At 68.9% G+C, this 21,881-nt stretch carries 22 protein-coding genes; 14 read left to right on the forward strand and 8 right to left on the reverse strand.

The window, feature by feature from the left end:
• Positions 1-70: 70 nt before the first annotated feature.
• From ACG02S_RS20210 to ACG02S_RS20230, 5 genes are all read right to left on the reverse strand, one after another.
• On the reverse strand, positions 71-1,051 hold the full coding sequence (locus ACG02S_RS20210) for an ABC transporter ATP-binding protein (RefSeq protein ID WP_394472290.1): 981 nt from the start codon (positions 1,049-1,051) through the stop codon (positions 71-73).
• On the reverse strand, positions 1,048-1,971 hold the full coding sequence (locus tag ACG02S_RS20215) for an ABC transporter permease (protein WP_394472291.1): 924 nt from the start codon (positions 1,969-1,971) through the stop codon (positions 1,048-1,050). Before ACG02S_RS20215 ends, ACG02S_RS20210 begins: the two co-directional genes overlap by 4 nt.
• Before the next feature lie 5 nt (positions 1,972-1,976).
• Entirely contained in the window at positions 1,977-2,954 is a 978-nt protein-coding gene (locus ACG02S_RS20220; protein WP_394472292.1) for an ABC transporter permease, read from the reverse strand.
• A gap of 173 nt (positions 2,955-3,127) precedes the next feature.
• Positions 3,128-4,345, reverse strand: coding sequence for a porin (locus tag ACG02S_RS20225; protein WP_394472293.1), 1,218 nt, complete (start codon positions 4,343-4,345; stop codon positions 3,128-3,130).
• Between the two features lie 181 nt (positions 4,346-4,526).
• Positions 4,527-5,540 (reverse strand): porin, encoded by a 1,014-nt coding sequence (locus tag ACG02S_RS20230; protein ID WP_394472294.1) that lies wholly within the window; start codon positions 5,538-5,540, stop codon positions 4,527-4,529.
• 236 nt (positions 5,541-5,776) lie between these two features.
• Between ACG02S_RS20230 and coq7 the strand changes: the two genes are divergently transcribed.
• On the forward strand, positions 5,777-6,403 hold the full coding sequence (gene coq7 / locus ACG02S_RS20235) for a 2-polyprenyl-3-methyl-6-methoxy-1,4-benzoquinone monooxygenase (protein WP_394472295.1): 627 nt from the start codon (positions 5,777-5,779) through the stop codon (positions 6,401-6,403).
• Between the two features lie 6 nt (positions 6,404-6,409).
• On the opposite strand, the gene ACG02S_RS20240 is transcribed toward coq7, so the two are convergent.
• Entirely contained in the window at positions 6,410-6,841 is a 432-nt protein-coding gene (locus tag ACG02S_RS20240; protein ID WP_394472296.1) for an OsmC family protein, read from the reverse strand.
• Between the two features lie 314 nt (positions 6,842-7,155).
• On the opposite strand from ACG02S_RS20240, the gene ilvA reads away from it, so the two are divergent.
• Positions 7,156-8,676, forward strand: coding sequence for a threonine ammonia-lyase, biosynthetic (gene ilvA / locus ACG02S_RS20245; RefSeq protein ID WP_394472410.1), 1,521 nt, complete (start codon positions 7,156-7,158; stop codon positions 8,674-8,676).
• Between the two features lie 33 nt (positions 8,677-8,709).
• Entirely contained in the window at positions 8,710-9,780 is a 1,071-nt protein-coding gene (locus tag ACG02S_RS20250; RefSeq protein WP_394472297.1) for a nicotinate-nucleotide--dimethylbenzimidazole phosphoribosyltransferase, read from the forward strand.
• A gap of 27 nt (positions 9,781-9,807) precedes the next feature.
• Here ACG02S_RS20250 and ACG02S_RS20255 read toward each other — a convergent pair whose 3' ends face one another.
• Positions 9,808-10,392: a hypothetical protein gene (locus ACG02S_RS20255; protein WP_394472298.1), complete on the reverse strand. Its 585-nt coding sequence runs from the start codon at positions 10,390-10,392 to the stop codon at positions 9,808-9,810.
• Between the two features lie 43 nt (positions 10,393-10,435).
• Here ACG02S_RS20255 and gspG point away from each other — a divergent pair, with 43 nt between their 5' ends.
• From gspG to gspE, 10 genes are all read left to right on the forward strand, one after another.
• The gene (gene gspG, locus ACG02S_RS20260; protein WP_394472299.1) at positions 10,436-10,858 is read left to right on the forward strand and encodes a type II secretion system major pseudopilin GspG; all 423 of its coding nucleotides are present in this window, start codon (positions 10,436-10,438) and stop codon (positions 10,856-10,858) included.
• The gene (locus ACG02S_RS20265) at positions 10,806-11,474 is read left to right on the forward strand and encodes a Tfp pilus assembly protein FimT/FimU (RefSeq protein ID WP_394472300.1); all 669 of its coding nucleotides are present in this window, start codon (positions 10,806-10,808) and stop codon (positions 11,472-11,474) included. Before gspG ends, ACG02S_RS20265 begins: the two co-directional genes overlap by 53 nt.
• Positions 11,471-11,830 (forward strand): type II secretion system minor pseudopilin GspI, encoded by a 360-nt coding sequence (gene gspI / locus ACG02S_RS20270; protein ID WP_394472301.1) that lies wholly within the window; start codon positions 11,471-11,473, stop codon positions 11,828-11,830. Before ACG02S_RS20265 ends, gspI begins: the two co-directional genes overlap by 4 nt.
• The gene (locus tag ACG02S_RS20275) at positions 11,830-12,492 is read left to right on the forward strand and encodes a PulJ/GspJ family protein (RefSeq protein WP_394472302.1); all 663 of its coding nucleotides are present in this window, start codon (positions 11,830-11,832) and stop codon (positions 12,490-12,492) included. The genes gspI and ACG02S_RS20275 overlap by 1 nt, the downstream gene beginning before the upstream one ends.
• Positions 12,489-13,469, forward strand: coding sequence for a type II secretion system minor pseudopilin GspK (gene gspK, locus ACG02S_RS20280; protein ID WP_394472303.1), 981 nt, complete (start codon positions 12,489-12,491; stop codon positions 13,467-13,469). Before ACG02S_RS20275 ends, gspK begins: the two co-directional genes overlap by 4 nt.
• Before the next feature lie 82 nt (positions 13,470-13,551).
• Entirely contained in the window at positions 13,552-14,802 is a 1,251-nt protein-coding gene (gene gspL / locus ACG02S_RS20285; RefSeq protein ID WP_394472304.1) for a type II secretion system protein GspL, read from the forward strand.
• The gene (gene gspM, locus ACG02S_RS20290) at positions 14,802-15,323 is read left to right on the forward strand and encodes a type II secretion system protein GspM (protein WP_394472305.1); all 522 of its coding nucleotides are present in this window, start codon (positions 14,802-14,804) and stop codon (positions 15,321-15,323) included. Before gspL ends, gspM begins: the two co-directional genes overlap by 1 nt.
• Positions 15,323-16,216, forward strand: a complete 894-nt coding sequence (gene gspN / locus ACG02S_RS20295) for a type II secretion system protein N (RefSeq protein ID WP_394472306.1) — start codon at positions 15,323-15,325, stop codon at positions 16,214-16,216. Before gspM ends, gspN begins: the two co-directional genes overlap by 1 nt.
• 2 nt (positions 16,217-16,218) lie before the next feature.
• Positions 16,219-18,441, forward strand: a complete 2,223-nt coding sequence (gspD, locus tag ACG02S_RS20300; protein WP_394472307.1) for a type II secretion system secretin GspD — start codon at positions 16,219-16,221, stop codon at positions 18,439-18,441.
• Positions 18,442-18,450: 9 nt separating this feature from the next.
• The gene (gene gspE, locus ACG02S_RS20305) at positions 18,451-19,875 is read left to right on the forward strand and encodes a type II secretion system ATPase GspE (protein ID WP_394472308.1); all 1,425 of its coding nucleotides are present in this window, start codon (positions 18,451-18,453) and stop codon (positions 19,873-19,875) included.
• A gap of 6 nt (positions 19,876-19,881) precedes the next feature.
• Here gspE and ACG02S_RS20310 read toward each other — a convergent pair whose 3' ends face one another.
• Positions 19,882-20,532, reverse strand: coding sequence for a PEP-CTERM sorting domain-containing protein (locus ACG02S_RS20310; RefSeq protein ID WP_394472309.1), 651 nt, complete (start codon positions 20,530-20,532; stop codon positions 19,882-19,884).
• A gap of 136 nt (positions 20,533-20,668) precedes the next feature.
• On the opposite strand from ACG02S_RS20310, the gene gspF reads away from it, so the two are divergent.
• Positions 20,669-21,880 carry a type II secretion system inner membrane protein GspF gene (gene gspF / locus ACG02S_RS20315; protein WP_394472310.1) on the forward strand — a complete coding sequence of 404 codons (1,212 nt, stop codon included), beginning with the start codon at positions 20,669-20,671 and terminating at the stop codon, positions 21,878-21,880.
• The last annotated feature ends 1 nt before the right edge of the window (position 21,881 follow it).

Below are 21,881 nucleotides of genomic sequence, written 5' to 3' on the forward strand. Positions count from 1 at the left end.
TGCACCCTTCGGCCTGTGGCCTGCCGCCCACAGCGGGAGCGAGCGTGCTTGGGGCGGCCCTGCGCTGCGCTCATCGCGGCACCTCCTCGGTGACGGGATACCAGCATGCGGCGCTGGTGGCACCCACCGCTGCGAGTTCGGGCCGCTCAACGCGGCATCGCTCGGCCACACGACCACAGCGCGGGTTGAAGGCGCAGCCGGGCGGGATGGCTGTCAGCCGCGGCATCGCGCCGTCGATCTGCAACAGCCTTTCGCGCTCCTCGTCCATGGCTGGAATGGAGCCCATCAGGCCGACCGTGTAGGGATGGGCCGGGCGGTGGATGACATCGGCCACCGGGCCGATCTCGGCGACACGGCCGGCGTACATGACGGCCACGCGGTCGCAGGTCTCGGCGATGACGCCCATGTCGTGCGTGACCAGCATCACGGCGGCCCCCTGTTCTTTGCAGACCTTCTTCAGCAGCGCAATGATCTGCGCCTGGATGGACACGTCCAGCGCCGTCGTCGGCTCGTCGGCCACGATGAGCTTGGGGTTGCCAGCCAGCGCGAGCGCGATGACGACGCGCTGGCGCATGCCGCCGGAGAACTGGTGCGGGTAGTGATCCACACGCGCCTCGGGCGCCGGGATGCCCGTGGAGGCCAGCAGTTCGACGGCGCGCGCGCGCGCCTGCGCGGCGGACAGGCCCAGGTGCGTCGTGATGGTCTCGGTCAGCTGGCGGCCCACGGTGTACAGCGGGTTCAGCGAGGTCAGCGGGTCCTGAAACACCGCGCCAATCTCGCGGCCGCGCACACGGCGCATTTGCTCGTAAGGCAGGTTGTCGATGCGCCGGCCAGCAAGCTTGATCTCGCCAGAGGCGATGCGCCCCGGCGGGTCCAGCAGACCGATGATGGCCGCACCCGTCAGCGACTTGCCGGCACCGGATTCACCCACCACGCCCAGGATCTCGCCCGGCGCGATGGTGAAGGAGATGTCGTCCAGCGCAAGCAGCGTGCCGTGGCGGGTCGGGAACTCCACGCGCAGGTGGTTGACTTCAAGCAGCGGTGCAGTCATCGCAGACGGGGATTGAGCGCATCGCGCAGCCAGTCGCCCAGCAGATTCACGCTGAGCGTGATGAGCACCAGCGTCACGCTGGGGAAGGCGGTGATCCACCACTCACCCGAGAACAGATAGTCGTTGCCATTGCGGATCAGCGTGCCCAGCGACGGGCTGGTGGGCGGCACGCCCACACCCAGGAAGGACAGCGTGGCCTCTGTGATGATGGCCGACGCGACCTGGATGGTCGCCAGCACCATCACCGGCCCCAGCACGTTGGGCAGCACATGGCGGCGCATGATGCGCAGCGAACCCACGCCGATGACGCGGGCGGCCTGCACGTATTCCTTGTTGCGCTCCACCAGCGTGGAGCCACGCACGGTGCGCGCGTACTGCACCCAGCCGGTCAGCGCGATGGCCAGCACCAGCACGACGAAGGCCAGGGCATCGGGTGCGTGGGGATACAGCGTGCGCCCGACGCCGCTGATCATCAGCGCAACAAGGATGGACGGGAAGGACAGCATCACGTCGCAGATGCGCATGATGAGAGCGTCCACGCGGCCGCCCAGGAAGCCCGCCAGCAGCCCCATCGCCACGCCGATCAGGATGGACAGCAGCACCGATGCGAGGCCCACCAGCAGCGAGATGCGCGTGCCGTACATCAGCGCGGACAGGATGTCGCGCCCCTGGCCGTCGGTGCCAAGTTGGTACTTGGCCTCGCCGCCCTCGACCCACGCGGGCGGCTTCAGCGAATCCATCAGTTCCAGCGTTGCCAGGTCGAACGGATCGTGCGGCGCCACGAACTCCGCGAGCAGCGCACACACCAGGAAGACAGTGGCAATGACGGCGGCGAGCATCGCCACCGGCGACGTGCGGAACGAGTGCCAGACGTCGCCGTCGAAGAAGCGCCGCAGCGCCGAGGAAGAGGCGGAACTCATGGGGATCAGTGCGCCTTGCCTTCGATGCGCAGGCGCGGATCGACGGCGAAATAAAGCAGATCGACGGCCAGATTGATGACAACGAAGATCAGGGAGATCAGGCACAGATACGCCGCCATCACGGGGATGTCGGCGAACTGCACGGCCTGGATGAACAGCAAGCCCATGCCGGGCCACTGGAAGACCTGCTCGGTGATGATCGCGAACGCAATCAGCGAGCCGAGCTGCAGGCCGGTGATGGTGATGACGGGCACCAGCGTGTTCTTCAAGGCATGGCCAAAGTAAACGCTGCGGTTCGACAGGCCGCGGGCGCGCGCGAAGCGGATGTAGTCAGTGCGCAGCACCTCCAGCATCTCGGCGCGCACCAGCCGCATGATCAGCGTCAGCTGGAAAGCCGACAGCGTGAATGCCGGCAGGATCAGGTGCAGCAGGCCGTCCCGCGTCAGCAGGCCGGAGGTCCATGACCCCAGAGCCACCACCTCGCCGCGCCCGAAGCTGGGCAGCCATTTCAGCTCGACGGCGAAGACCCAGATCAGCACGATGCCGATGACGAAGTTGGGCAGGCTGACACCGAACAGCGTGCCGGTCATCAGGATCTGCGCGCTGGCCTTGCCACGGCGCAGTGCCGCGTACACGCCCAGCGGAATGCCCAACGCCAACGCGATGAACCCGGCGACCAGCGCGAGTTCCAGCGTCGCCGGGAAGCGCTCGACGATCAGCGACGACACCTTGCGCCCCTGACGCAGGCTGATGCCGAACTCGCCCTGCACGGCATTGCCGACAAAGCGTGCGAACTGCACCGGGAAGGGCTGGTCCAGCCCCAGGTCCTTGCGCAGCGCCAGGCGCTGCTCTTCCGTCGCATCCTGGCCGAGCAGGTTGTTGACCGGGTCGCCGACATACTGGAACAGCATGAAGGCGATGAAGGCCACCGACAGCATGACGATCAGGGCTTGCGCGAGGCGACGGAGAATGAAAACCAGCATGAAGATTTCGCAGAACTGCGGCCACGCCTCTGCGCCGCACGAAGGCGCGATCATGGCCAAAGCCGGAGGCCGAGGGCCTCCGGGAAAGTCCTAACGCAAGTCTGATACCAGCAAATAAAACGGGCCGCTCGAGCGGCCCGTGCTTGCGATCCGGGCGCAAGGCCCGGCGCGGATCAGAAGCGGTGACGCAGACCGACCATCGTGCCGCCGCGCTTTTTGGCGCCGTTGGCGAACATGACTTCACCGCTGGTCTTGGTGTAGTCAACTTCCAGGTAAGCGTCGGTGCGCTTGGAGAACGCGTAATCCACCACGATGGCGAAGAAGTCGGCCTTGGACTTGACGTTCGCGTTCGTCGACAGGCCGGTGCTGGCAGCCAGCGCGGCAGCGAACGGAGCCGCCAGGTTCTGCGCCGTACCGTAGTGGGTCTGCTCGCTGAGCCAGACATTGGCACCGATATTCAGTTGCGGCGTCAACTGGTAGGTCGCACCCAGCATGATCATGGTGCGCTTCTTGATATCGGCGGAATCCGTGTTGAACACGTTCACGCCCAGCAGGCCACTGGTGAACGCGCCACGCGTCGTCAGCGCGATGTTGGCGGGCGAGCCCGCAGCCGCCGATGCGGCAAACGCACCCGCGCTGGTCTGGTTCAGCAGCGTGAAGGGGTTGTCGAACTTGTTCTCGCCCCACGACGCGTGCACATACAGCGGTCCGTCCGTGTAGGAGCCGCCGAAGACGGTCGCCTTGACCTTCTTGCCCGTCTGCTCGGTGGCCTGCAGGTATGCGCCACCGGCGCCCCACTTGCCATCGTTGTAACGCAGCAAACCGCCAATGGTCTTGTTCGGCAGCGCCGCCGCTGCACCCGACTGCCCCTCACCGGCGCTGACCTGGATCTCGCCGTAAACACTGCCGAGTTGCACCAGGTACTTGACCATGTTGTCCTGGCGCGCCGTCATCGCCATGCCGATCTCGGGCTTGTACGCCTCGATGTAGGGCGAGTAGCGGAACGAGGCGAACGTCGACGTGTAGAGGTCGAACAGGATGTTGTACTGACGACCCAGGCGGATCTGGCCCAGTTGGCTGGACTGCAGGCCCACCCAGGCCTGGCGCCAGAAGTCAGGATTGCCGCTGACCGCGCCCGTGTCGGATTGCAGGCGATGCTCCAGGTTGGCCAGCGCCTTCAGGCCGCCACCCATGTCTTCGACAATGTTCACGCCGAGTCGGCTCTGAGACATGCCACCAGGCACCACCGTCTTGGTCGACGTGCCGGCATTGGCATTGCTGGTGTAGCGCACGGCGACATCCACGATGCCATACAGCGTCACGCTGGACTGGGCCCAAGCGGCAGAGGAAGTGGCGGCCAGGGCGGCAAGCGCCAGGGTGGCTTTTTTCATACAGATTGTCTCCTGTGATATTTGGGACTAACCAATTCATTCTCAGCCAAGCACACCAGCACCGCGCGGCGGTTGTTGCTGATCGTCCACAGCGATTCCCCTGTCCCCGACGGGACAGGGCCATGAAAAAAGCCGCCCGAAGGCGGCTTTGGCTGACCGATGCGGCGGATGCCGCAGAGGATCAGAAGCTGTGGCGGACGCCGACGTCCAAGCCGCTGGACTTCGCGCCATTCGCCACGGTCGGCGAACCGGCCACAGCGAAACGGCCCAGACCGTTGTTCTTGATCTGGGAAGCCGTGGTGTACAGCGCGGTGCGCTTGGACACGTTGTAGACATAGCCCACAGCCAGCAGCTTGGCATCGCCCACGCCGCTGATGAGTTCGGCGGCGCTGTTGGCCTTGGAGTCCGTGTAGGACGCCAGGATCTGGCCTTGGCCCAGGGGAACGGTTGCAGCGAACGTGTAGATCGTTTGCTTGGCAGCGCGGAACTTGTTCTCGCTGAAGTTGACCGACGGCTTCACGAAGCCGAAGTCATACGAGCCACCGATGCTGGTCTGCTTGTACTTGTCGTTGCCGGCACCGGTCGTGTTCTCCAGCGCAGCCGAGACGTGGATCGGACCATTCTTGTAGCCAACGCGGCCGCCGATGGCCTTCTTGCCCACGGCGCCTTCGCCAGCGGCGACGTCGACGGAGCCATAGAAGCCACCCAGGTTGCCCGGGGTGAAGTACTGGACTTGGTTGTCAGCACGGTTGAGCGTGTCGGAACCGCTGCCCAGCACCGAGTAAACCTTGGACACGTCGCCCAGGCCGGTCGTCGAGTACGGATCGAAGTCGTCGATGTGCAGGCGGGTGGACGTCTTGCCACGGCCCAGGCGCACTTCACCGAAGTCGCCCATCAGGCTGACGCTGGCGCGGCGGCCCCAGAAACGGTTTGCATCGGCGGTGCCGGTGTCGGGGTTCAGCGCGGCTTCGAGCCAGAAGCCAGCCTTCAGGCCGCCACCGAGGTCTTCCGTGCCGCGCACGCCCAGACGGCTGCTGTTCAGGCCGTCGGTACCCAGTTGCTTCAGCGTTTGGCCGCTGGACTTGGTGTAGCGCAGGTTGGCATCCACGATGCCGAACAACGTCACCGAGGATTGCGCCACAGCGGCGCCACCGGTCAGACCGAGCACGGCCAGGGCAATCAGAGCTTTCTTCATTCGATACTCCTAGGTATTCATTCAGAGCCGCCAAGCCCACAGCGGGACCGACGGCTTACCTCCTATGAGGAAGTGCTCGTATTCCACTACAGGTTCAGGCGGCCCGGGAATTCACGGATATGAAATTGTGTGTTGCCGTTGTTGATCCACAACGACACAACTCATTTCATGATTTCTTCATCGAAATACTCATTAACTGAATGCATCAGCAAATAAGCGCTCCGCATAAGCCGCCGATGAGTTGGGGGGACCGACTCCTGACTGCGCTGGACTCAGGCCTGCGAACGGCATTCGCACCAGCCCGCGCTGCACGTCAGTCGCCTGCCGGCAACACTGAAGCGTCGCCGCTCTCGCCCGCCGAATCCCGCGAGTCGGGGGCGCTGATGCGCGTCAATCACGTCGGCGAGATCTGCGCGCAGGCGCTGTACCAGTCGCAGGCCCTGTTCAGCCGCACGCCCGAGTTGCGCCAGCATTTCGAGCATGCAGCGCAGGAGGAACTGGACCATCTGGCCTGGACCGAAGAACGCCTGTCTCAACTGGGTGCACACACCAGCCACCTCGCACCGCTGTGGTGGGGCGGCGCCTTCGCCTGGGGCAGTCTGGCCGGCTTGGCGGGCGACCGGTGGAGCCTGGGCTTCGTGGTCGAGACCGAGCGCCAGGTCGAGGCCCACCTGGCCGGCCACCTCGACCGGCTGCCCGCGAACGACGCGGCGTCACGCGCCATCGTCGAGCAGATGAAGCGCGAGGAGGCCGAGCATGCGGATGCGGCGCTCGCCAGGGGCGCGCTGCCGCTGCCCGCGCCGGTGAAGGGGCTGATGCGGGCCGCCGCCAAGGTCATGACGACCGTGGCGCACCGCATCTGAACGGCTTCAGGCCTCCACGACCTCGAAGGAAGTGCTGATCGCTGACGTCTTGGCCAGCATGGCCGTGGCTGAACAGTACTTCTCGTGCGACAGCGCGACGGCGCGCTCAACGATCTCGGGCTTGAGCGCCTTGCCGCTGACGACGAAGTGGAAATGGATGGCCGTGAAGACCTTGGGGTCGCTGGTGGCACGTTCGGCCTTCAGCGCGACCTTGCAGCCGCGCACGTCGTGCCGGCCGCGTTTCAGGATCAGCACGACGTCATACGCCGTGCAGCCGCCAGTGCCGGCCAGCACCATCTCCATGGGCCGCGGCGCCAGATTGCGCCCGCCGCCGTCAGGTGCGCCGTCCATGGACAGCACGTGACCGCTGCCGGTCTCGGCGATGAAGCTCATCCCGCTGGGACCCTCGGAGCCCAACCAACTGACAGTGCATTCCATCTTGATCTAGGGGCTGGACCCCAATTCCGTCACAGAAAAATATTGCAGCGCAGCATAACTCGCGGCTACACTGCATCCACGCGAAAACGTTTTCGCACCGATTGTCTCCTCCACCGCCTCCATGGTGGATTCAACCCGAGCTTGCAAGAGCTCGGGTTTTTTTTCGCCGAAGGCGGAAAGCGGCGTTGCGCGAAGGGTCTCCCCTATCATGCGGCGCCGCAACAAATCCCCATGGAGACCCGATGAGCGCCCCCTCGCGCCGCAGCCCGCCCGCGTCCAAGGCGCCCTCCAAAGCCTCCGCGGCGGTGCCGGCCATGCTGCCGCCAGGCAGCAGCTACCTGCAGCGCATCTTGAATGCGCGCGTTTATGAGGTGGCCCGCGAGACCGACCTGACGCATGCCGCCAAGCTGTCCAGGCGCCTGGGCAATAAGGTGTGGCTCAAGCGCGAGGACGAGCAGGACGTGTTCAGCTTCAAGCTGCGCGGCGCCTACAACAAGATGGCTCACCTGAGCGCCGAGCAGCGAGCGGCCGGTGTCATCTGCGCGTCGGCCGGCAACCATGCCCAGGGCGTGGCGCTGTCGGCAAAGAAGCTGGGCTGCCGCGCCGTCATCGTGATGCCGGTGACCACGCCGCAGGTCAAGATCGACGCCGTCAAGGCGCTGGGTGGCGAGGTGGTGCTGCATGGCGAGAGCTACACCGATGCCTACGGCCATGCGCTGAGCCTGGAGCGCGCGCAGGGCCTGACCTTCGTCCACCCCTTCGACGATCCCGACGTCATCGCCGGCCAGGGCACCATCGCCATGGAGTTGCTGCGCCAGCATCCCGGCCCCATCGACGCGATCTTCGTCGCCATCGGCGGCGGCGGTCTGGTCTCCGGCATCGCCGCCTACGTCAAGGCATTGCGGCCCGAGATCAAGATCATTGGCGTGCAGACGACCGACTCCGACGCGATGCTGCGCTCGGTCAAGGCCGGCAAGCGAGTGACGCTGACGGACGTGGGCCTGTTTGCCGACGGCACCGCCGTCAAGCTGGTCGGCGAGGAAACCTTCCGCATCGCGCGCGAGCTGGTGGACGACTTCATCGTCGTCGACACCGATGCCGTCTGCGCGGCCATCAAGGATGTCTTCGAGGACACCCGCTCCATCCTGGAGCCGTCGGGCGCCATGGGCGTCGCGGCCGTCAAGCAGTACGCCGCCAAGACCGGCGCCAAGGGACAGACGCTGGTGGCCGTGACCTGCGGCGCCAACATGAACTTCGACCGGCTGCGCTTCGTCGCCGAGCGCGCCGAGGTCGGGGAGCAGCGCGAGGCCTTGTTCGCCGTGACCATCCCCGAGGCGCGCGGCAGCTTCAAGCGCTTCTGCGAACTGCTGGGTCCGCGCAGCGTCACCGAGTTCAACTACCGCATCGCCGACGCCCAGGTCGCGCACGTCTTCGTCGGCGTGGCCATCTCGAAGCCGGACGAGGCGGCGCGGCTTGCCCGCACGTTCACGAAGGCCGGTTTCGAGACGCTGGACCTGACCCTCGACGAGATGGCCAAGCAGCACGTGCGCCACATGGTCGGCGGCCGCAGCGAACTGGCCCGCAACGAGCGGCTGTACCGCTTCGTGTTCCCCGAGCGGCCGGGCGCGCTGATGAAGTTCCTGTCCAGCATGCACCCGGACTGGAACATCAGCCTGTTCCACTACCGCAATCAGGGCGCGGACTATGGCCGCATCCTCGTCGGCATCCAGGTGCCCAAGGGCGACGCCGGCAAGCTGCGCGAATTCCTCGAAGGGTTGAATTACCCATTCGTGGATGAAACCACCAATCCGGTCTACCGCTTGTTCCTTGGTTGAGTTGAAATCCGGGCTCCTGTCACCGCCTGCGCCATGACCGTCGCCCAACAGTCGCTGATCTCCCCCACCGCCAACCCCGAGCTGGAGAAGGCCCTGCGCGACCGCGTCGACCGACGCTCGGCCATCGCCGGCGGCCTTGGCGAACTGGAGCCGCTGGCCGTGCGACTGGGCCTCGTCCAGAACAGCCTGACCCCGCGCTTTCGCGACCCTGTGTTGGGGCTGTTCGCGGCCGACCACGGCATCGTCGTCGATGGCGTCGGCGCGCAATGGGGACGCGCCACGCGCGACCAGGTACAGATGGCCTTGCACGCGCAATTGCCGGTGTCCGTGTTCGCGCGGCTTCAGGGCCTGCACCTGACCGTCGTCGACTGCGGCGTGGCCGAGAACCTGCCGCCACACGCACGGCTGCTGGCCCGCAAGGTCGCCCATGGCACTCGCAATTCGCGCACCGCGCTGGCCATGAGCCTGGACCAGGCCCATGCCGGCGTGCGCGTGGGCATGGAGATCGCAGATAACCTGCCCGGCAACGTGCTGGCGTGCGCCAGCCTCGGCCAGGGTTCGGCTGAATGCGCGGCGCTGCTGCTGTCGCGCCTGTCCGATGTGCCGGTGCGCGACTTCGTCGTTTCCGGTCCGGCCATGCGTCAGGAGCATCTGGTCCATCTGCTCGACGTGCTGCACGGCGCGCAGGCGCGCCATCGCGATGCCAAAGAGCCGATGGACGTGCTGGCGGCCTTCGGCGGACACGAGATCGCAGTCATGGTCGGCGCCATGCTGGTGGCCGCGAGCAAACGCAGCCTCATCATCGTGGACGGCATCGCGGCCTGCGCGGCGCTGAAGCTGGCGTCGCTGATATGCGCCCCGGTGACCGACTACGCGGTGTTCTGCCGCAGCCACGTGCACCGTGGACTGGACGAGGCGCTGGCGCTGTTCCACGCCTCGGCGCTGCTGGAGCTGGGCATGGACAGCGCCGACGGCACCGGCGCGGCGCTCGCCTGGCCCATGATCCGCTCGGCCGCCGCGCTGCTGACCGACCTGCACGAGGTCGCCGAGGCCCGGCTGTCCCGACCGCCGGCCGACGCCTACCTGCCGACACTGGGCGCCTGAGGGTCTGAGCGCCCGATTTCTCGCAGTTCAGCGCGGCGGCGGGCCGCCAGCCGCGGAAGCCGCCAGCGGCAATCCGTAGACGCTGGGTACGGCCGGCGCCGCCTGCTGCTGGGTTCCCGGAGGATTGCCGCCCAGCACCACGTTCGACGGCACGGCGGGCGGCAGCGACCCCAGGGCCGGCGTCGCCGGCGGGGCCAGCTCCAGCACCTGGGCGGGCGCCTGGCCCATCAGGCCCAGACTGGCACTGCGCGCATCGACGCGCAGCAGCCGCAGATCGCCGTCAACGACCGCGCCCACGCGCACCGTGCGCGCCACGCCGTCCACCTCGATCAGCGCCACGCCTTCACCGGCCTGTGCTGCCCGGGCGCTCTTGGGGGCGACCACGCCCAACAGGCGCAGTCGCGACGACGCCTCCACCGTCGGCGCCGCCACCGGCTCGGCGGCCACGACGCCCAGCAGGCGTCCCAGGTCGACCTGGGTGGCGCGGCCCTCGGCCGCCGGCAGCACGGAAGCCGGCATGGCCAGCGGCCGGGCCAGCAGTTGCAGGCCCCAGTAGGCCACCGAGCCGCCCAGCAGCAGCCACACCGTAAACGCCATCAGTCGAGCAACCATGGCCCATTATGATGGCCCGCTCCCCGGCTCCTGCGCTCTGCTCATGCGTCCTTCCCCCCTCGCTCGCGGCTTCACGCTGATCGAACTGCTGGTCGTCCTCGTCATCCTGGGCGTGCTGGCGGCACTCGTCGTGCCCAGCGTGCTGGACCGCGCCGAAGACGCGCGCGTCACCGCAGCCCGCACAGACGTCAACAACCTGATGCAGACGCTCAAGCTGTACAAGCTCGACAACCAGCGCTTCCCCAGCGGCGAGCAGGGCCTGGACGCGCTGGTGCGCAAGCCCACCACCGGCACGCCGCCGCCCAACTGGAAGCCCTACCTGGACAAGCTGCCCAACGACCCCTGGGGCCAGCCGTACCAGTACGCCAACCCGGGCGTGAAGGGCGAGGTCGATGTGTTCAGCTTTGGCGCCGATGGTCGCGCCGGCGGCGAGGGTCGTGACGCCGACATCGGCTCCTGGCAATAACGTGAGGCCCCTCGTCCAGCCTCGCGTCGCTGAACGCGAGCGAGTCTGGTCGGTCCCCCGAGGGGACGGCGATGCTCGCGGGGCTTGCCCCGCTCCCACATCGCCAACGGGCCGGCTTGGGAGCGGCCCGGCGCTCGGCCCGCGATCCACGCCCTGCAGACGTGGTTCAGCTGGGGGCTTCAACGCCGGCTTCACGCTGATCGAGCTGATGGTCGTGGTGGTGCTGATCGCCATCACCAGCGCCACCATCTCGCTGGCCTTGCGCGACCCCAACGAAACCCAGCTGCAGCGGGAGGCGCAGCGCCTGGCCGCACTGCTGGAGACGGCACGTGCCGAGAGCCGCACGTCGGGGCTGGCCGTGCGCTGGGTGCCCAAGGGCAGCCGGTCGGGCGAGGACTTCCATTTCGCGGGCCTGCCGCCGACGCTGCAGCTGCCGTCGCGCTGGCTGGGCGATCCGGTGGCCGTCACGATCGACAACGCCAGCGCCGCCAACCCGGGCCTCGTGTTGGGGCCCGAGCCGCTGATCCCGGCGCAGCGGTTGCAGTTGCAGCTGGGCGACCAGCGCGTGATGCTGGCCACCGACGGCCTGTCGGCATTCGACGTCGTCACGCCATGAAAAGCAACGGCGGCTTCACGCTGATCGAGGTGCTGGTGGCGCTGGTCATCGTCGCGATCGCGCTGGGCGCAGGCATCAAGGCGGCCGGCGCATTGACCAACAACGCCGAGCGGCTGGCCCAGGTCAGCGCGGCGCAGTGGTGCGCCGAGAACCTGTTGACCGAACTGCGGCTGACGCAGCAGTTCCCCGACATCGGCGAGGCGCCGCTGAGCTGCGAGCAGCTGGGCCGCAGCTACGGCGGCCGGCAACGCGTGAGCCCGACGCCCAACCCCAACTTCCGCCGCGTCGATGTCGACGTCACCGACGACGAGGGCCGCCCGGTGCTGAGCCTGTCCACCATCATGGGCCGCTTCTGATGACCATGCGCCACTCGCCCAGCGCTGCGTCGTCTCACGCCCGACGAGGCGGTTTCACGCTGGTCGAAGTGCTGGTGGCGCTGTTCATCATGGCCACGATGGCGGCCATGGCGTGGCGCGGCATCGACGCGCTGGTCAAGAGCCGCGAGGTCGCGCAGGCGCGGCTGGCGCAGACCGCGCGGCTGCAGACCGTGCTGGCCCAGTGGGAGGTGGACCTGCGAGCGCTGCAGGACAGCCACAGCATCGTCGAGCCGCTGTCCTTCGACGGCGGCAACCTGGTGCTGACGCGCCAGGCGCCCGCCGGCCTGCAGGTGGTGGTGTGGAGCCTGCGCGAGGGCACGCTGTGGCGCTGGGAAAGCCCGGCGCAGCTGACCGTGCAGGACCTGGAATCGCAGCGCCAGCGCGGCCTGCAACAGCTGGCGCAACGCAACCCGGCGCTGCGCGCCTTCGACGGCGTGGCCGGCTGGCAGCTGTACTGCTTTTGGGGCAACGCCTGGAGCAACTGCCAGTCCACCGGCGGCACGGGCGGCACCAACGTCGGCCCGGTCAACCCCAAGGCCCGGCTGCAGACCCCCGCAGGCCTGCGCGTCGCCATGCAGTTCGCCGAGGGCAGCGGCCTGGTGGGCACGCTGACGCGCGAGCTGGAGGTGACGGTGCGATGAGGCGGCCCCGGCAACAAAGCGGCGCCGCGCTGCTGACCGCGATGATCATCGTCACGCTGATCGCCAGCCTCGCGGCCGGCATGGTCTGGCAGCAGTACCGCGCGGTGCAGACCGAGGCCGCCGACCGCGCCCGGGCGCAAAGCGCCTGGATCCTGCAGGGCGCGCTGGACTGGGCCCGGCTCATCCTGCTGGAAGACGCCAAGGGCAACCGCAACAAGCCGGTAGACCATCTCGGCGAACCCTGGGCCGTGCCGCTGGCCGAGGCGCGGCTGTCCACCTTCCTGGCCGCCGAGCGCAACGCCGCCACCGACGAGGAGGGCCCCGAGGCCTTCCTGTCCGGCAGCATCGAGGACGCGCAGAGCCGCTACAACCTGCGCGCGCTGCTGACCGGCCCCCAGGTGTCGCCGCTGGAGCAGCGCGTGCTGGAGCGCCTGTGCAGCCAAGTCAACGCGCCGCCGGGCACGGCCGGCGCCCTCATCGCCGGCCTGCGCGCGGCCTATCCGGCGCCCGCCAGCGCCCCCGCCAGCGCCGCGAGCGCCACCGACCTCAGCGACAGCGGCCCGCTGCGCCCGGCCGGGCTGGACCAGCTTGGCTGGCTGGGCCTCAGCGAGGACACCATCGCCCGGCTGCAGCCGTACGTTGTGCTGCTGCCCAAGACCACGCCCGTCAACCTGAACACCGCGCCGCGCGAAGTCATCGCCGCGCTGTTCGACGGTCTGGACCTGGCCACGGCCGAGCGGCTGGTGCAGGCGCGCCGGGCCAAGCCGCTGCAGAACATCGCCGACGCCGCCAACTACTTGCCGGCCACCGTGCAGATCGCTGCAGGGCGCGCGTCGGTGGAATCTTCCTTCTTCCTCGTCACCGGCCGGCTGCGGCAGGACGAACGCCAGCTGGAACAGCGCTCGCTGGTCGAGCGCCAGGGCCTGACCATGGTGGTGCTGGCACGCGAGCGCAGCAACCGGCTGCTGCCGCAATGAACGCTCTGTCACCCTCCGCGGCCCACGCCGGTCCGACCGGGGCCCGCCCCACTCCTAGAATGCGCCGCGCCTGATCACCCCCATGAGCACCCTGCTGCTGTTCCTGCCCCCCCGGACGCGTCTGCACGCGCAAGGCCGCGCCATGGCTGTCGAGCCCCCCCGCGCCGGTGCGGTGCGCGAGTACGACTGGGCGCTGTCACCCGACGGCCACCACATCAGCAAGGAGGGCCGCGGCGCCGCGGCGGCGCTGCCGGCGGCAGACAGCGTCATCGCCATCGTCGGCGACGCCGACCTGAGCTGGCGGTGCGTCGACCTGCCGCGCGCCGGCCGGCAAATGCGCGCGGCGCTGGCCGGCAAGCTGGAGGACGTGTTGCTGGACGACCCAGAGACCGTCCACTTCGCGCTGGAACCTGAGGCGGGCGGCGGCGACAGCGCCTGGGTCGCCATCACGTCGCGCACCTGGCTGGCCGAGCACCTGGCGCACCTGGACGCGGCCCAGTTGTTCATCGAACGTGTGGCGCCGCTGTCCTGGCCGGGTGAGCAGCCCCGCGGCCACTTCAGCGAGACCCACGGCGTCGGCAGCGAGGGCGTCACGCTGCGCTGGAGCCACAGCGACGGCGTCGCCTCGCTGCCGCTGCAGGGGGCCTTGAGCCGGCAGTTCTTCACCCCGGGCCTGGTGCAGGCCGCGCACTGGACCGCCACGCCCGGCATCGCGACGACCGCCGAGCGCTGGCTGGGCAGCAGCGTCGGCGTGCTGACGCCGGCGCAGCGCGCGCTGGACGTCATCGACAACGGCTGGAACCTGCGCCAGTTCGACCTCGCGCCTCGCGCCCGCGGCGCACAGGCGCTGCGCATGCTGGGCCGCACGGTGATGCGCAAGGCCTGGCAGCCGGTGCGCTGGGGCCTCGCGGCGCTGGTGGTCGTGCAGCTGCTGGGCTTGAACCTGTGGGCCTGGCAGCAGAACCGCGAGCTGAGCGCACGGCGCCAGGCGCTGTCGACGACGCTGACCACCACCTTCCCGCAGGTGCGCGCTGTCATGGACGCCCCGGTGCAGATGCAAAAGCAGCTGGACCTGCTGCGCGCCAGCGCCGGCAGCGTCGGTGAGCAAGACCTGGAAGCGCTGCTGGCCGCCGCCGCCACCGCTTGGCCAGCAGACCGGCCGCCGGCCGATGCGCTGTCCTTCGAGCCCGGCCGGCTGACGCTGTCCGCCCAGGGCTGGGCACCGCCGCAGATCGACAACTTCCGCACCCAGCTGCTGGCCGAAGGCTGGCAGCTGGATGTGGCCGACGGCCGGCTGACCGTCAGCCGCTCCAACCCGCAGGGACGCCGCTGATGGCCCGCTTCGAAAAACCCAGCGCCGGCCTGCAAGTGCAGCTGCGGCAAGCCCGCACGCAAGCCCTGGCACGCTGGCAGGCCCTTGGCGAGCGCGAGCGCGTCGTCGCCGGCACGGCCGCCGTGCTGATCGGCCTGCTGCTCGTCTGGCTGGTGCTGGTGGCCCCGGCGCTGCGCACGCTGCGGACGACGCCGGCCGCGCTGGAGACCGTGGAACTGCAGATGCAGCGCATGCAGGCGCAGGCACAGGAGGCCCGCACGCTGCGCGCCGCGCCGGCCGTGCCGCCCGAGCAGGCCCAGGCGGCACTGAAGGCCTCGGTCGAGCACCTGGGCTCGGCCGCGCGCCTGAGCATCAGCGGCGAACGTGCCGTCGTCACGCTGACGGGCATTGCGCCCGCAGCGCTGCAGGCCTGGCTGGGTGAGGTGCGCGCTGCCGCGCGCGCCCGCCCCATCGAGGCGCAGCTGACGCGCGGGCCGCAGGGCTTTTCCGGCAGCGTCGTGCTCGGCCTGGGAGGCGCGTGATGGCCTGGTTCAAGAGGAAGGCCGCCGCGCCGCCGCAGACCACCGTGCAGGACTCCGTGTTCGGCGCCACCGGCATGCCTGGCGGCCGTTCGGTGCGCCACGCGCTGCCGCGCCGCTGGAGCATCGCCGGCGCGCTGATCGGCCTGCTTGGCGCGCTGGTGCTGTTTGCGCCGGCCAGCTGGCTGGCGCGCTCGCTGGCGTCGGCGACGAACGGACACCTGCTGATCGTCGACACGCGCGGCAGCATCTGGAACGGCTCCGGCATGGTGGTGCTGACCGGTGGCTCGGGCAGCCGCGACGCGGCCTCGCTGCCGGGCCGGCTGCACTGGCGCATGCGCATGAACTGGACCGGCGGCCTGCAGCTCGCGGCGCAGCAGGACTGCTGCATCAACGGCGAGCTGTTGCTGGGCATCAAGCCCGGCCTGGGTCGCGTGGCCGTCAGCGTGGACAACCGCGCCGACTGGCTGGTGCGCCTGCCCGCCGGCCTGCTCAGCGGCCTGGGCACGCCGTGGAACACGCTGCAGCCCAGCGGCTCGCTGCGGCTGTCGGCGAACGAACTGCGGCTGGAGTCGGTGCAGGGTCGCTGGCGCCAGTTCGGTGATCTGCACCTGGACCTGCAGAACCTGTCGTCGCGGGTGTCTACCGTCGCGCCGCTGGGCAGTTACCGCTTCAGCATCCAGGCCGACCCGGGCAACCCCGGCGTCAGCACCCTGCGCCTGTCGACGCTGGAAGGCGCGCTGCAGTTGACCGGCGTGGGCACGCTGAGCCCCGGCGGCAAGAGCCGCTTCACCGGCGAGGCCGCGGCCGCGCCGGGCCGCGAAGAGGCGCTGAACAATCTGCTGAACATCATCGGGCGTCGCCAGGGTGCGCGCTCCGTCTTGACGATCGGATGACCATGAATTTCCCACGCACCGCCATCGTCGTCGCCATCACTGCGCAACTGGTCAGCGGCATCGCCCAGGCGCAGCCCGACAACGCCACCGTGCAGCGGGGCCGCCAGGGTCCGGCCGTGCGGGCCAGCTCGCCCGTTGTGCTGAACTTCGTCAACGCAGACATCGAGGCCGTGACGCGCGCCATCGGCGTCATGCTGAACCGCCAGATCATCATCGACCCGCGCGTGAAGGGCTCGATCACGGTCTACAGCGAGCAGCCGGTGTCGGTGGCGGAGGCCTACCGCAACTACCTGGCGGCGCTGCGCGGCCTGGGCTTCACGGTCGTCGAGACCGCGGGCCTGCTGAAGGTGCTGCCCGAGGCGGACGCCAAGCTGCAGGCCGGCTCGGTGGCGGTCGAGACCAGCAGCGCACGCGGCGACCAGATCCTGACGCAGATATTCCGCATCCAGCACGAGAACGCGAACAACCTCGTCGCCGTGCTGCGCCCGCTGATCAGCCCCAACAACACCATCAACGCGAACCCGGGCAACAACAGCCTGGTCATCACCGACTACGCGGACAACCTGCAGCGCATGGCCAAGATCATCGCGGCCATGGACACGCCGGGCACCAGCGACGTCGAGATCGTGCCGCTCAAGCACGCCGTGGCCGCCGACCTGGCGCCGCTGGTGCAGCGCCTGGCTGACGGCGGCGCGACCGCCGGCGCGGTGGTGCCGGGCCAGAGCAGCACGGCCGTCAACGTGCTGGTTGACCCGCGCTCCAACGGCCTGATCCTGCGCGCCAGCAACCCTGCGCGCCTGGCGGCCGTGCGCGCCATGGTCGACAAGCTGGACCAGCCCAGCGCCGACGGCGGCAACAACATCCGTGTGGTCTACCTGAAAAACGCCGACGCCACCAAGCTGGCCACGGTGCTGCGCGCGGCCTTCAGTGCCGGCTCGTCGGGCGCGGCCGGCGGCGGCAGCTCCGGCAGCAGCAGCGGTATGAACGGCAGCACCAGTGGCACCGGCACGCTGGGCAGCAACACGCTGACGGGCAGCAACAACACCAGCACCGGCGGTGGCCTGTCCGCGGCCGCGACGACGCCGCTGGCCGCCTCGGCCGGGCCGTCCACCGGCGGCTTCGTGCAGGCCGACCCGTCGACCAACGCGCTCATCATCACGGCGCCCGAACCGCTGTACCGCCAGGTGCGCGCCGTCATCGAGCAGCTGGATGCCCGCCGCGCGCAGATCTACGTCGAGTCGCTGATCGTCAAGATCGACAACACCAAGGCCGGCCAGTTCGGCGTGCAGTGGCAGAACATCTTCGGCAACAACGGTGACTCGCGCATCACCGGCGCGGGCACCAACTTCGGCACCGGCCTGGCCAACATCATCAATGCCACCGGCGTGGTGGCCGGCGGCACGAACGCAGTGCAGACGGCGCTGAGCAGCGCCGCGGCGCCGACCGGCCTGAACATCGGCATCCTGAAGAAGTTCGGCAGCATCTACACGCTGGGCGCCGTCGCCAACTTCTTCGAGAGCCAGAGCGGCGCCAACGTGCTGTCCACGCCCAACCTGGTGGCGCTGGACAACGAGGAGGCCCGCATCATCATTGGCCAGAACGTGCCCTTCGTGACCGGCTCCTATGCCAACACCGGCAGCAGCACGGGCGGCACGGTCAACCCGTTCACGACGGTGGACCGCAAGGACGTGGGCCTGACGCTGAAGATCAAGAGCCAGATCGGTGAAGGCGGCGCGGTGCGCATGCAGGTGTCGCACGAGAACTCCTCCGTGGTGCCCGGCAGCAGCGGCACGCAGGGCCCGACGCTGGACAAGAGCGCCATCGACACCGCCGTCGTCGTGGACGACGGCGACATCATCGTGCTGGGTGGCCTGCTGAAGGACGAGTACACCGACGGCGACGATGGCGTGCCGGGCCTGTCCAAGATCCCGCTGATCGGCAACCTGTTCAGCAGCAAGAACCGCAAGCGCGTGAAGACCAACCTGATGGTGTTCCTGCGCCCCGTGGTGCTGCGCACCGCCGAGGGTGCCAACCAGCTGAGCCTGGACCGCTACGAGTCCATCCGAGCGGTGCAGCAGGCCGTCCAGCCTGCCAAGCACCTGCTGCTGCCCGACACCGGCATGCCGTCACTGCCCGACCCGCAGGCGCCGGTCGGCCGGGTCGTGCCGCCCATGCCGACGTCACAGCCGGCATCGCAGCCGTCTGCGCAGCAACCTCAGCAGTAGGCCGCGCCCATGGCCGCCAACCGCCACCCTCTGCCCTATGCCTTCGCCAAGGCCAACCGCGTGCTGCTGGAAGACGACGGCAACGCACTGACGCTGTGGGCCTCGCCCGAGGTGGGCTGGGCCACGCTGTCCGAGGTGCAGCGCCTGTATTCGGTGGACAAGCTGGAGTCCGAGGCCGCGGCGTCGCTGGCCGAGCGCATCAACGTCGCCTACGCGGGCAGCGAGAGCAGCGCGGCCACCGTCATCGGCGAGGTCGAGAGCGCGGTGGACCTGTCGCGCATGATGCAGGACCTGCCCGCTGTGGAAGACCTGCTGGAGGCTGCCAACGACGCGCCCATCATCCGCATGCTGAACGCGCTGCTGACACAGGCGGCCAAGGACGGCGCGAGCGACATCCACATCGAGCCGTACGAGCGCGCGTCATCGGTGCGTTTCCGCGTCGACGGCACGCTGCGCGAGGTGGTGCAGCCGAACCGGGCTTTGCACGCGGCACTGATTTCCCGGTTGAAGATCATGGCTGAGCTGGACATCGCCGAGAAGCGCCTGCCGCAGGACGGCCGCATCTCGCTGCGCATCGGTGGCCGCGCGATCGATGTGCGCGTGTCCACGCTGCCCAGCGCCCACGGCGAGCGCGCCGTGTTGCGGCTGCTGGACAAGAGCGAATCCAAGTTCACGCTGGAAGGCCTGGGCATGGACGGCGATGTGCTGGCCGCGTTCAAGCGCCTGGTGCAGCAGCCACACGGCATCGTGCTGGTCACAGGCCCGACCGGCTCGGGCAAGACCACATCGCTGTACGCGTCGCTGCAGACCGTGGACACCAGCACGACCAACGTGCTGACCGTCGAGGACCCCATCGAGTACGAGCTGCCTGGCATCGGCCAGACGCAGGTCAACAGCAAGATCGACCTGACGTTCGCGAAGGCGCTGCGCGCCATCCTGCGCCAGGATCCGGACGTCATCATGATCGGCGAGATCCGCGACTACGAGACCGCGCAGATCGCCATCCAGGCCTCGCTGACGGGCCATTTGGTGCTGGCCACGCTGCACACCAACGATGCGCCCAGCGCCGTCACGCGGCTGACCGACATGGGCGTCGAGCCCTTCCTGCTGTCGTCATCGCTGCTGGGGGTGCTGGCGCAGCGGCTGGTGCGCCGGCTGTGCCCGGTCTGCAAGACGCAGGACGATCACGGCCGCTGGCATCCCGTCGGCTGCGAGGCCTGCGGCCACACCGGCTACAAGGGCCGCACCGGCGTCTACGAGTTGATGGTGGCGGACGACAGCGTGCGCAGCCTCATCCACAACCGCGCGGCCGAGAGCCAGCTGCAGGCGGCTGCGGAAGCGAATGGCCTGCGCTCCATGCGCGAGGATGGCGAGCGACTCATCGAATCCGGTGTCACGTCGCTGGAAGAAGTGCTGCGCGTGACGCGCGAGTGAGCCGCCTCAGCGCGGCCGGCGGCGGCGCGCTCCCGCACCGGCGCCCACCAGCGCCAGCGTGACCAGTGCCAGCGACCCGGGTTCGGGCAATTCACTCACGTAGAAGTCGAAGTTCAATCGACGGATGTCGAGGCCCTCGCCGCCCGGAACGACGAAGGCTTCGTTTGGCGCCGCGAAGTTGCCGCTCCAGGCGCCGCTGAAGTACTCGCTGCGGTAGTCGCTGGCCAGGTGGTCATTCACGTAGTTGCCCGCGGTCGTCGCGAACCACACGACGGCCTGGTCCAGATACACCGGGGCCAGGAAGTCGAGGCTGTTCCCATCGAAGCCCAGCCCGTAGAAGAAGCCGCCTGCGCCGTTGAGCACGGCGTGGCTCATGTCGCTGTCCGACGACAGCTCAACGCGGACCAAATGGCGCCCGCCGCCCAGGTCCGACTGGGCTTCGATCAGCGTGAAGCTCTGCCCGCCGACGACGAAGTTCTGGCTGGAGCCGTCGAACTGCCCCGTCAGCAAGACCTGGTTCACGAGCTGGGCTGAATCGCCCTCATCGGCGAGAAGCACCGAGTACGCCGAGTTGGCCGCGACGATGGGCGCCGCGGTGGCCGTCACGCTGGCCAGAACGGCGCAGGCGGTCAGCAGGATGATGAGCATGGCTTTCATGAAGGACTCCTCTTGAGTGGGTTCCAGACCGGGAAGGTGCGCGATTCTTGGCCGGTATCGCGTCGCTGGAATCCCTCGCCTTGAGGCCTCGGCGATGTCCGGTTTTTGCGAAACGCTCAGCCCGCACAATCGCGCCATGCCTGCCTACAAGTACGAAGCTCTCGCCGACTCCGGCCGCCAGAACAACGGCCTGATCGAGGCCGACAACCCGCGGGCCGCGCGCGCCGCTGTGCGCGCGCTGGGGCTGACGCCGCTGTCCATCGAGCAGGTGCAGCAACATGGCGCGCAGGAGGGCAGCCGCTTCGTGCGTCGCGTCTTCAACGCCACCGCGCTGGCGGTGTGGACGCGCCAGCTCGCGGGTCTGGTCGGCTCCGGCCTGCCCATCGAGCGCGCGCTGACCGCGCTGGCCGACGAGAGCGAGGATGGCCGGCAGCGCGAGCTGGTCAGCCAGCTGAAGGCGGAGGTCAACGCCGGCTCGACGTTTGCACGCGCGCTGGCCACGGCGCCGCGCGAGTTCGACGAGGTCTACCGCGCCGTCGTCGCCGCCGGCGAGCAGAGCGGCGCGCTGGGCCGCGTGCTGGAGCGGCTGGCCGACGACCTGGAGGAACGCCAGGATCTGAAGGCCAAGCTGCTGGGTGCCATCGCGTATCCGGCCATCGTGTCTCTCATCTCGGTGTGCATCGTCATCTTTCTGATGACCTACGTGGTGCCGCAGATCGCCACCGTCTTCACCAGCTCCAAGCGGGCGCTGCCGACGCTGACGGTGGTGATGCTGGCCCTCAGCGACTTCGTGCGCACCTGGGGCTGGGCGATGCTGGGCGGCCTGACCGTCGCGGCTGTGCTGCTGCGCCAGTCGCTGAAGGCGCCAGCCTTCCGCCGGCGTTTCGACGCCGGCGTGTTGGGCGTGCCGCTGCTCGGGCGGCTGGCACGCGGCTACAACGCCGCCCGCTTCGCCGGCACGCTGGCCATGCTGGCGGGTGCGGGCGTGCCCATCCTGAAGGCATTGCAGGCCGCGGCCGAGACGCTGTCCAACCACGCGATGCGGGCCGACGCGCTGGACGCGCTGGTGCAGGTGCGCGAAGGCGCGCCGCTGGGCTCGGCACTGGCAGGCAAGAAACGCTTCCCCGGCATCCTCGCGATGTTCGCGCGCCTGGGCGAGCAGACCGGCGAGCTGCCCGAGATGCTGGGCCGCGCGGCGCGCCAGCTCGGCACCGAGGTGCAGCGCCGCTCGATGGCCGCCGCCACGCTGCTGGAGCCGTTGCTCATCGTCGCGATGGGCGCCGTGGTGCTGCTGATCGTGCTGGCGGTGATGCTGCCGATCATTCAGCTCAACACCTGGGTGAAGTAGG

The sequence above is a fragment of the Pelomonas dachongensis genome (assembly GCF_043555865.1).
Taxonomy (GTDB): domain Bacteria; phylum Pseudomonadota; class Gammaproteobacteria; order Burkholderiales; family Burkholderiaceae_C; genus Pelomonas; species Pelomonas dachongensis.

Bases quoted from the DNA above. Each gene is read 5' to 3' on its own strand.
- ACG02S_RS20210 (WP_394472290.1), bottom strand. From the start codon at position 1,051: ATGACTGCACCGCTGCTTGAAGTCAACCACCTGCGCGTGGAGTTCCCG.
- ACG02S_RS20215 (WP_394472291.1), bottom strand. From the start codon at position 1,971: ATGAGTTCCGCCTCTTCCTCGGCGCTGCGGCGCTTCTTCGACGGCGAC.
- ACG02S_RS20220 (WP_394472292.1), bottom strand. From the start codon at position 2,954: ATGCTGGTTTTCATTCTCCGTCGCCTCGCGCAAGCCCTGATCGTCATG.
- ACG02S_RS20225 (WP_394472293.1), bottom strand. From the start codon at position 4,345: ATGAAAAAAGCCACCCTGGCGCTTGCCGCCCTGGCCGCCACTTCCTCT.
- ACG02S_RS20230 (WP_394472294.1), bottom strand. From the start codon at position 5,540: ATGAAGAAAGCTCTGATTGCCCTGGCCGTGCTCGGTCTGACCGGTGGC.
- coq7 (WP_394472295.1), top strand. From the start codon at position 5,777: ATGAGTTGGGGGGACCGACTCCTGACTGCGCTGGACTCAGGCCTGCGA.
- ACG02S_RS20240 (WP_394472296.1), bottom strand. From the start codon at position 6,841: ATGGAATGCACTGTCAGTTGGTTGGGCTCCGAGGGTCCCAGCGGGATG.
- ilvA (WP_394472410.1), top strand. From the start codon at position 7,156: ATGCTGCCGCCAGGCAGCAGCTACCTGCAGCGCATCTTGAATGCGCGC.
- ACG02S_RS20250 (WP_394472297.1), top strand. From the start codon at position 8,710: ATGACCGTCGCCCAACAGTCGCTGATCTCCCCCACCGCCAACCCCGAG.
- ACG02S_RS20255 (WP_394472298.1), bottom strand. From the start codon at position 10,392: ATGGTTGCTCGACTGATGGCGTTTACGGTGTGGCTGCTGCTGGGCGGC.
- gspG (WP_394472299.1), top strand. From the start codon at position 10,436: ATGCGTCCTTCCCCCCTCGCTCGCGGCTTCACGCTGATCGAACTGCTG.
- ACG02S_RS20265 (WP_394472300.1), top strand. From the start codon at position 10,806: ATGGTCGCGCCGGCGGCGAGGGTCGTGACGCCGACATCGGCTCCTGGC.
- gspI (WP_394472301.1), top strand. From the start codon at position 11,471: ATGAAAAGCAACGGCGGCTTCACGCTGATCGAGGTGCTGGTGGCGCTG.
- ACG02S_RS20275 (WP_394472302.1), top strand. From the start codon at position 11,830: ATGACCATGCGCCACTCGCCCAGCGCTGCGTCGTCTCACGCCCGACGA.
- gspK (WP_394472303.1), top strand. From the start codon at position 12,489: ATGAGGCGGCCCCGGCAACAAAGCGGCGCCGCGCTGCTGACCGCGATG.
- gspL (WP_394472304.1), top strand. From the start codon at position 13,552: ATGAGCACCCTGCTGCTGTTCCTGCCCCCCCGGACGCGTCTGCACGCG.
- gspM (WP_394472305.1), top strand. From the start codon at position 14,802: ATGGCCCGCTTCGAAAAACCCAGCGCCGGCCTGCAAGTGCAGCTGCGG.
- gspN (WP_394472306.1), top strand. From the start codon at position 15,323: ATGGCCTGGTTCAAGAGGAAGGCCGCCGCGCCGCCGCAGACCACCGTG.
- gspD (WP_394472307.1), top strand. From the start codon at position 16,219: ATGAATTTCCCACGCACCGCCATCGTCGTCGCCATCACTGCGCAACTG.
- gspE (WP_394472308.1), top strand. From the start codon at position 18,451: ATGGCCGCCAACCGCCACCCTCTGCCCTATGCCTTCGCCAAGGCCAAC.
- ACG02S_RS20310 (WP_394472309.1), bottom strand. From the start codon at position 20,532: ATGAAAGCCATGCTCATCATCCTGCTGACCGCCTGCGCCGTTCTGGCC.
- gspF (WP_394472310.1), top strand. From the start codon at position 20,669: ATGCCTGCCTACAAGTACGAAGCTCTCGCCGACTCCGGCCGCCAGAAC.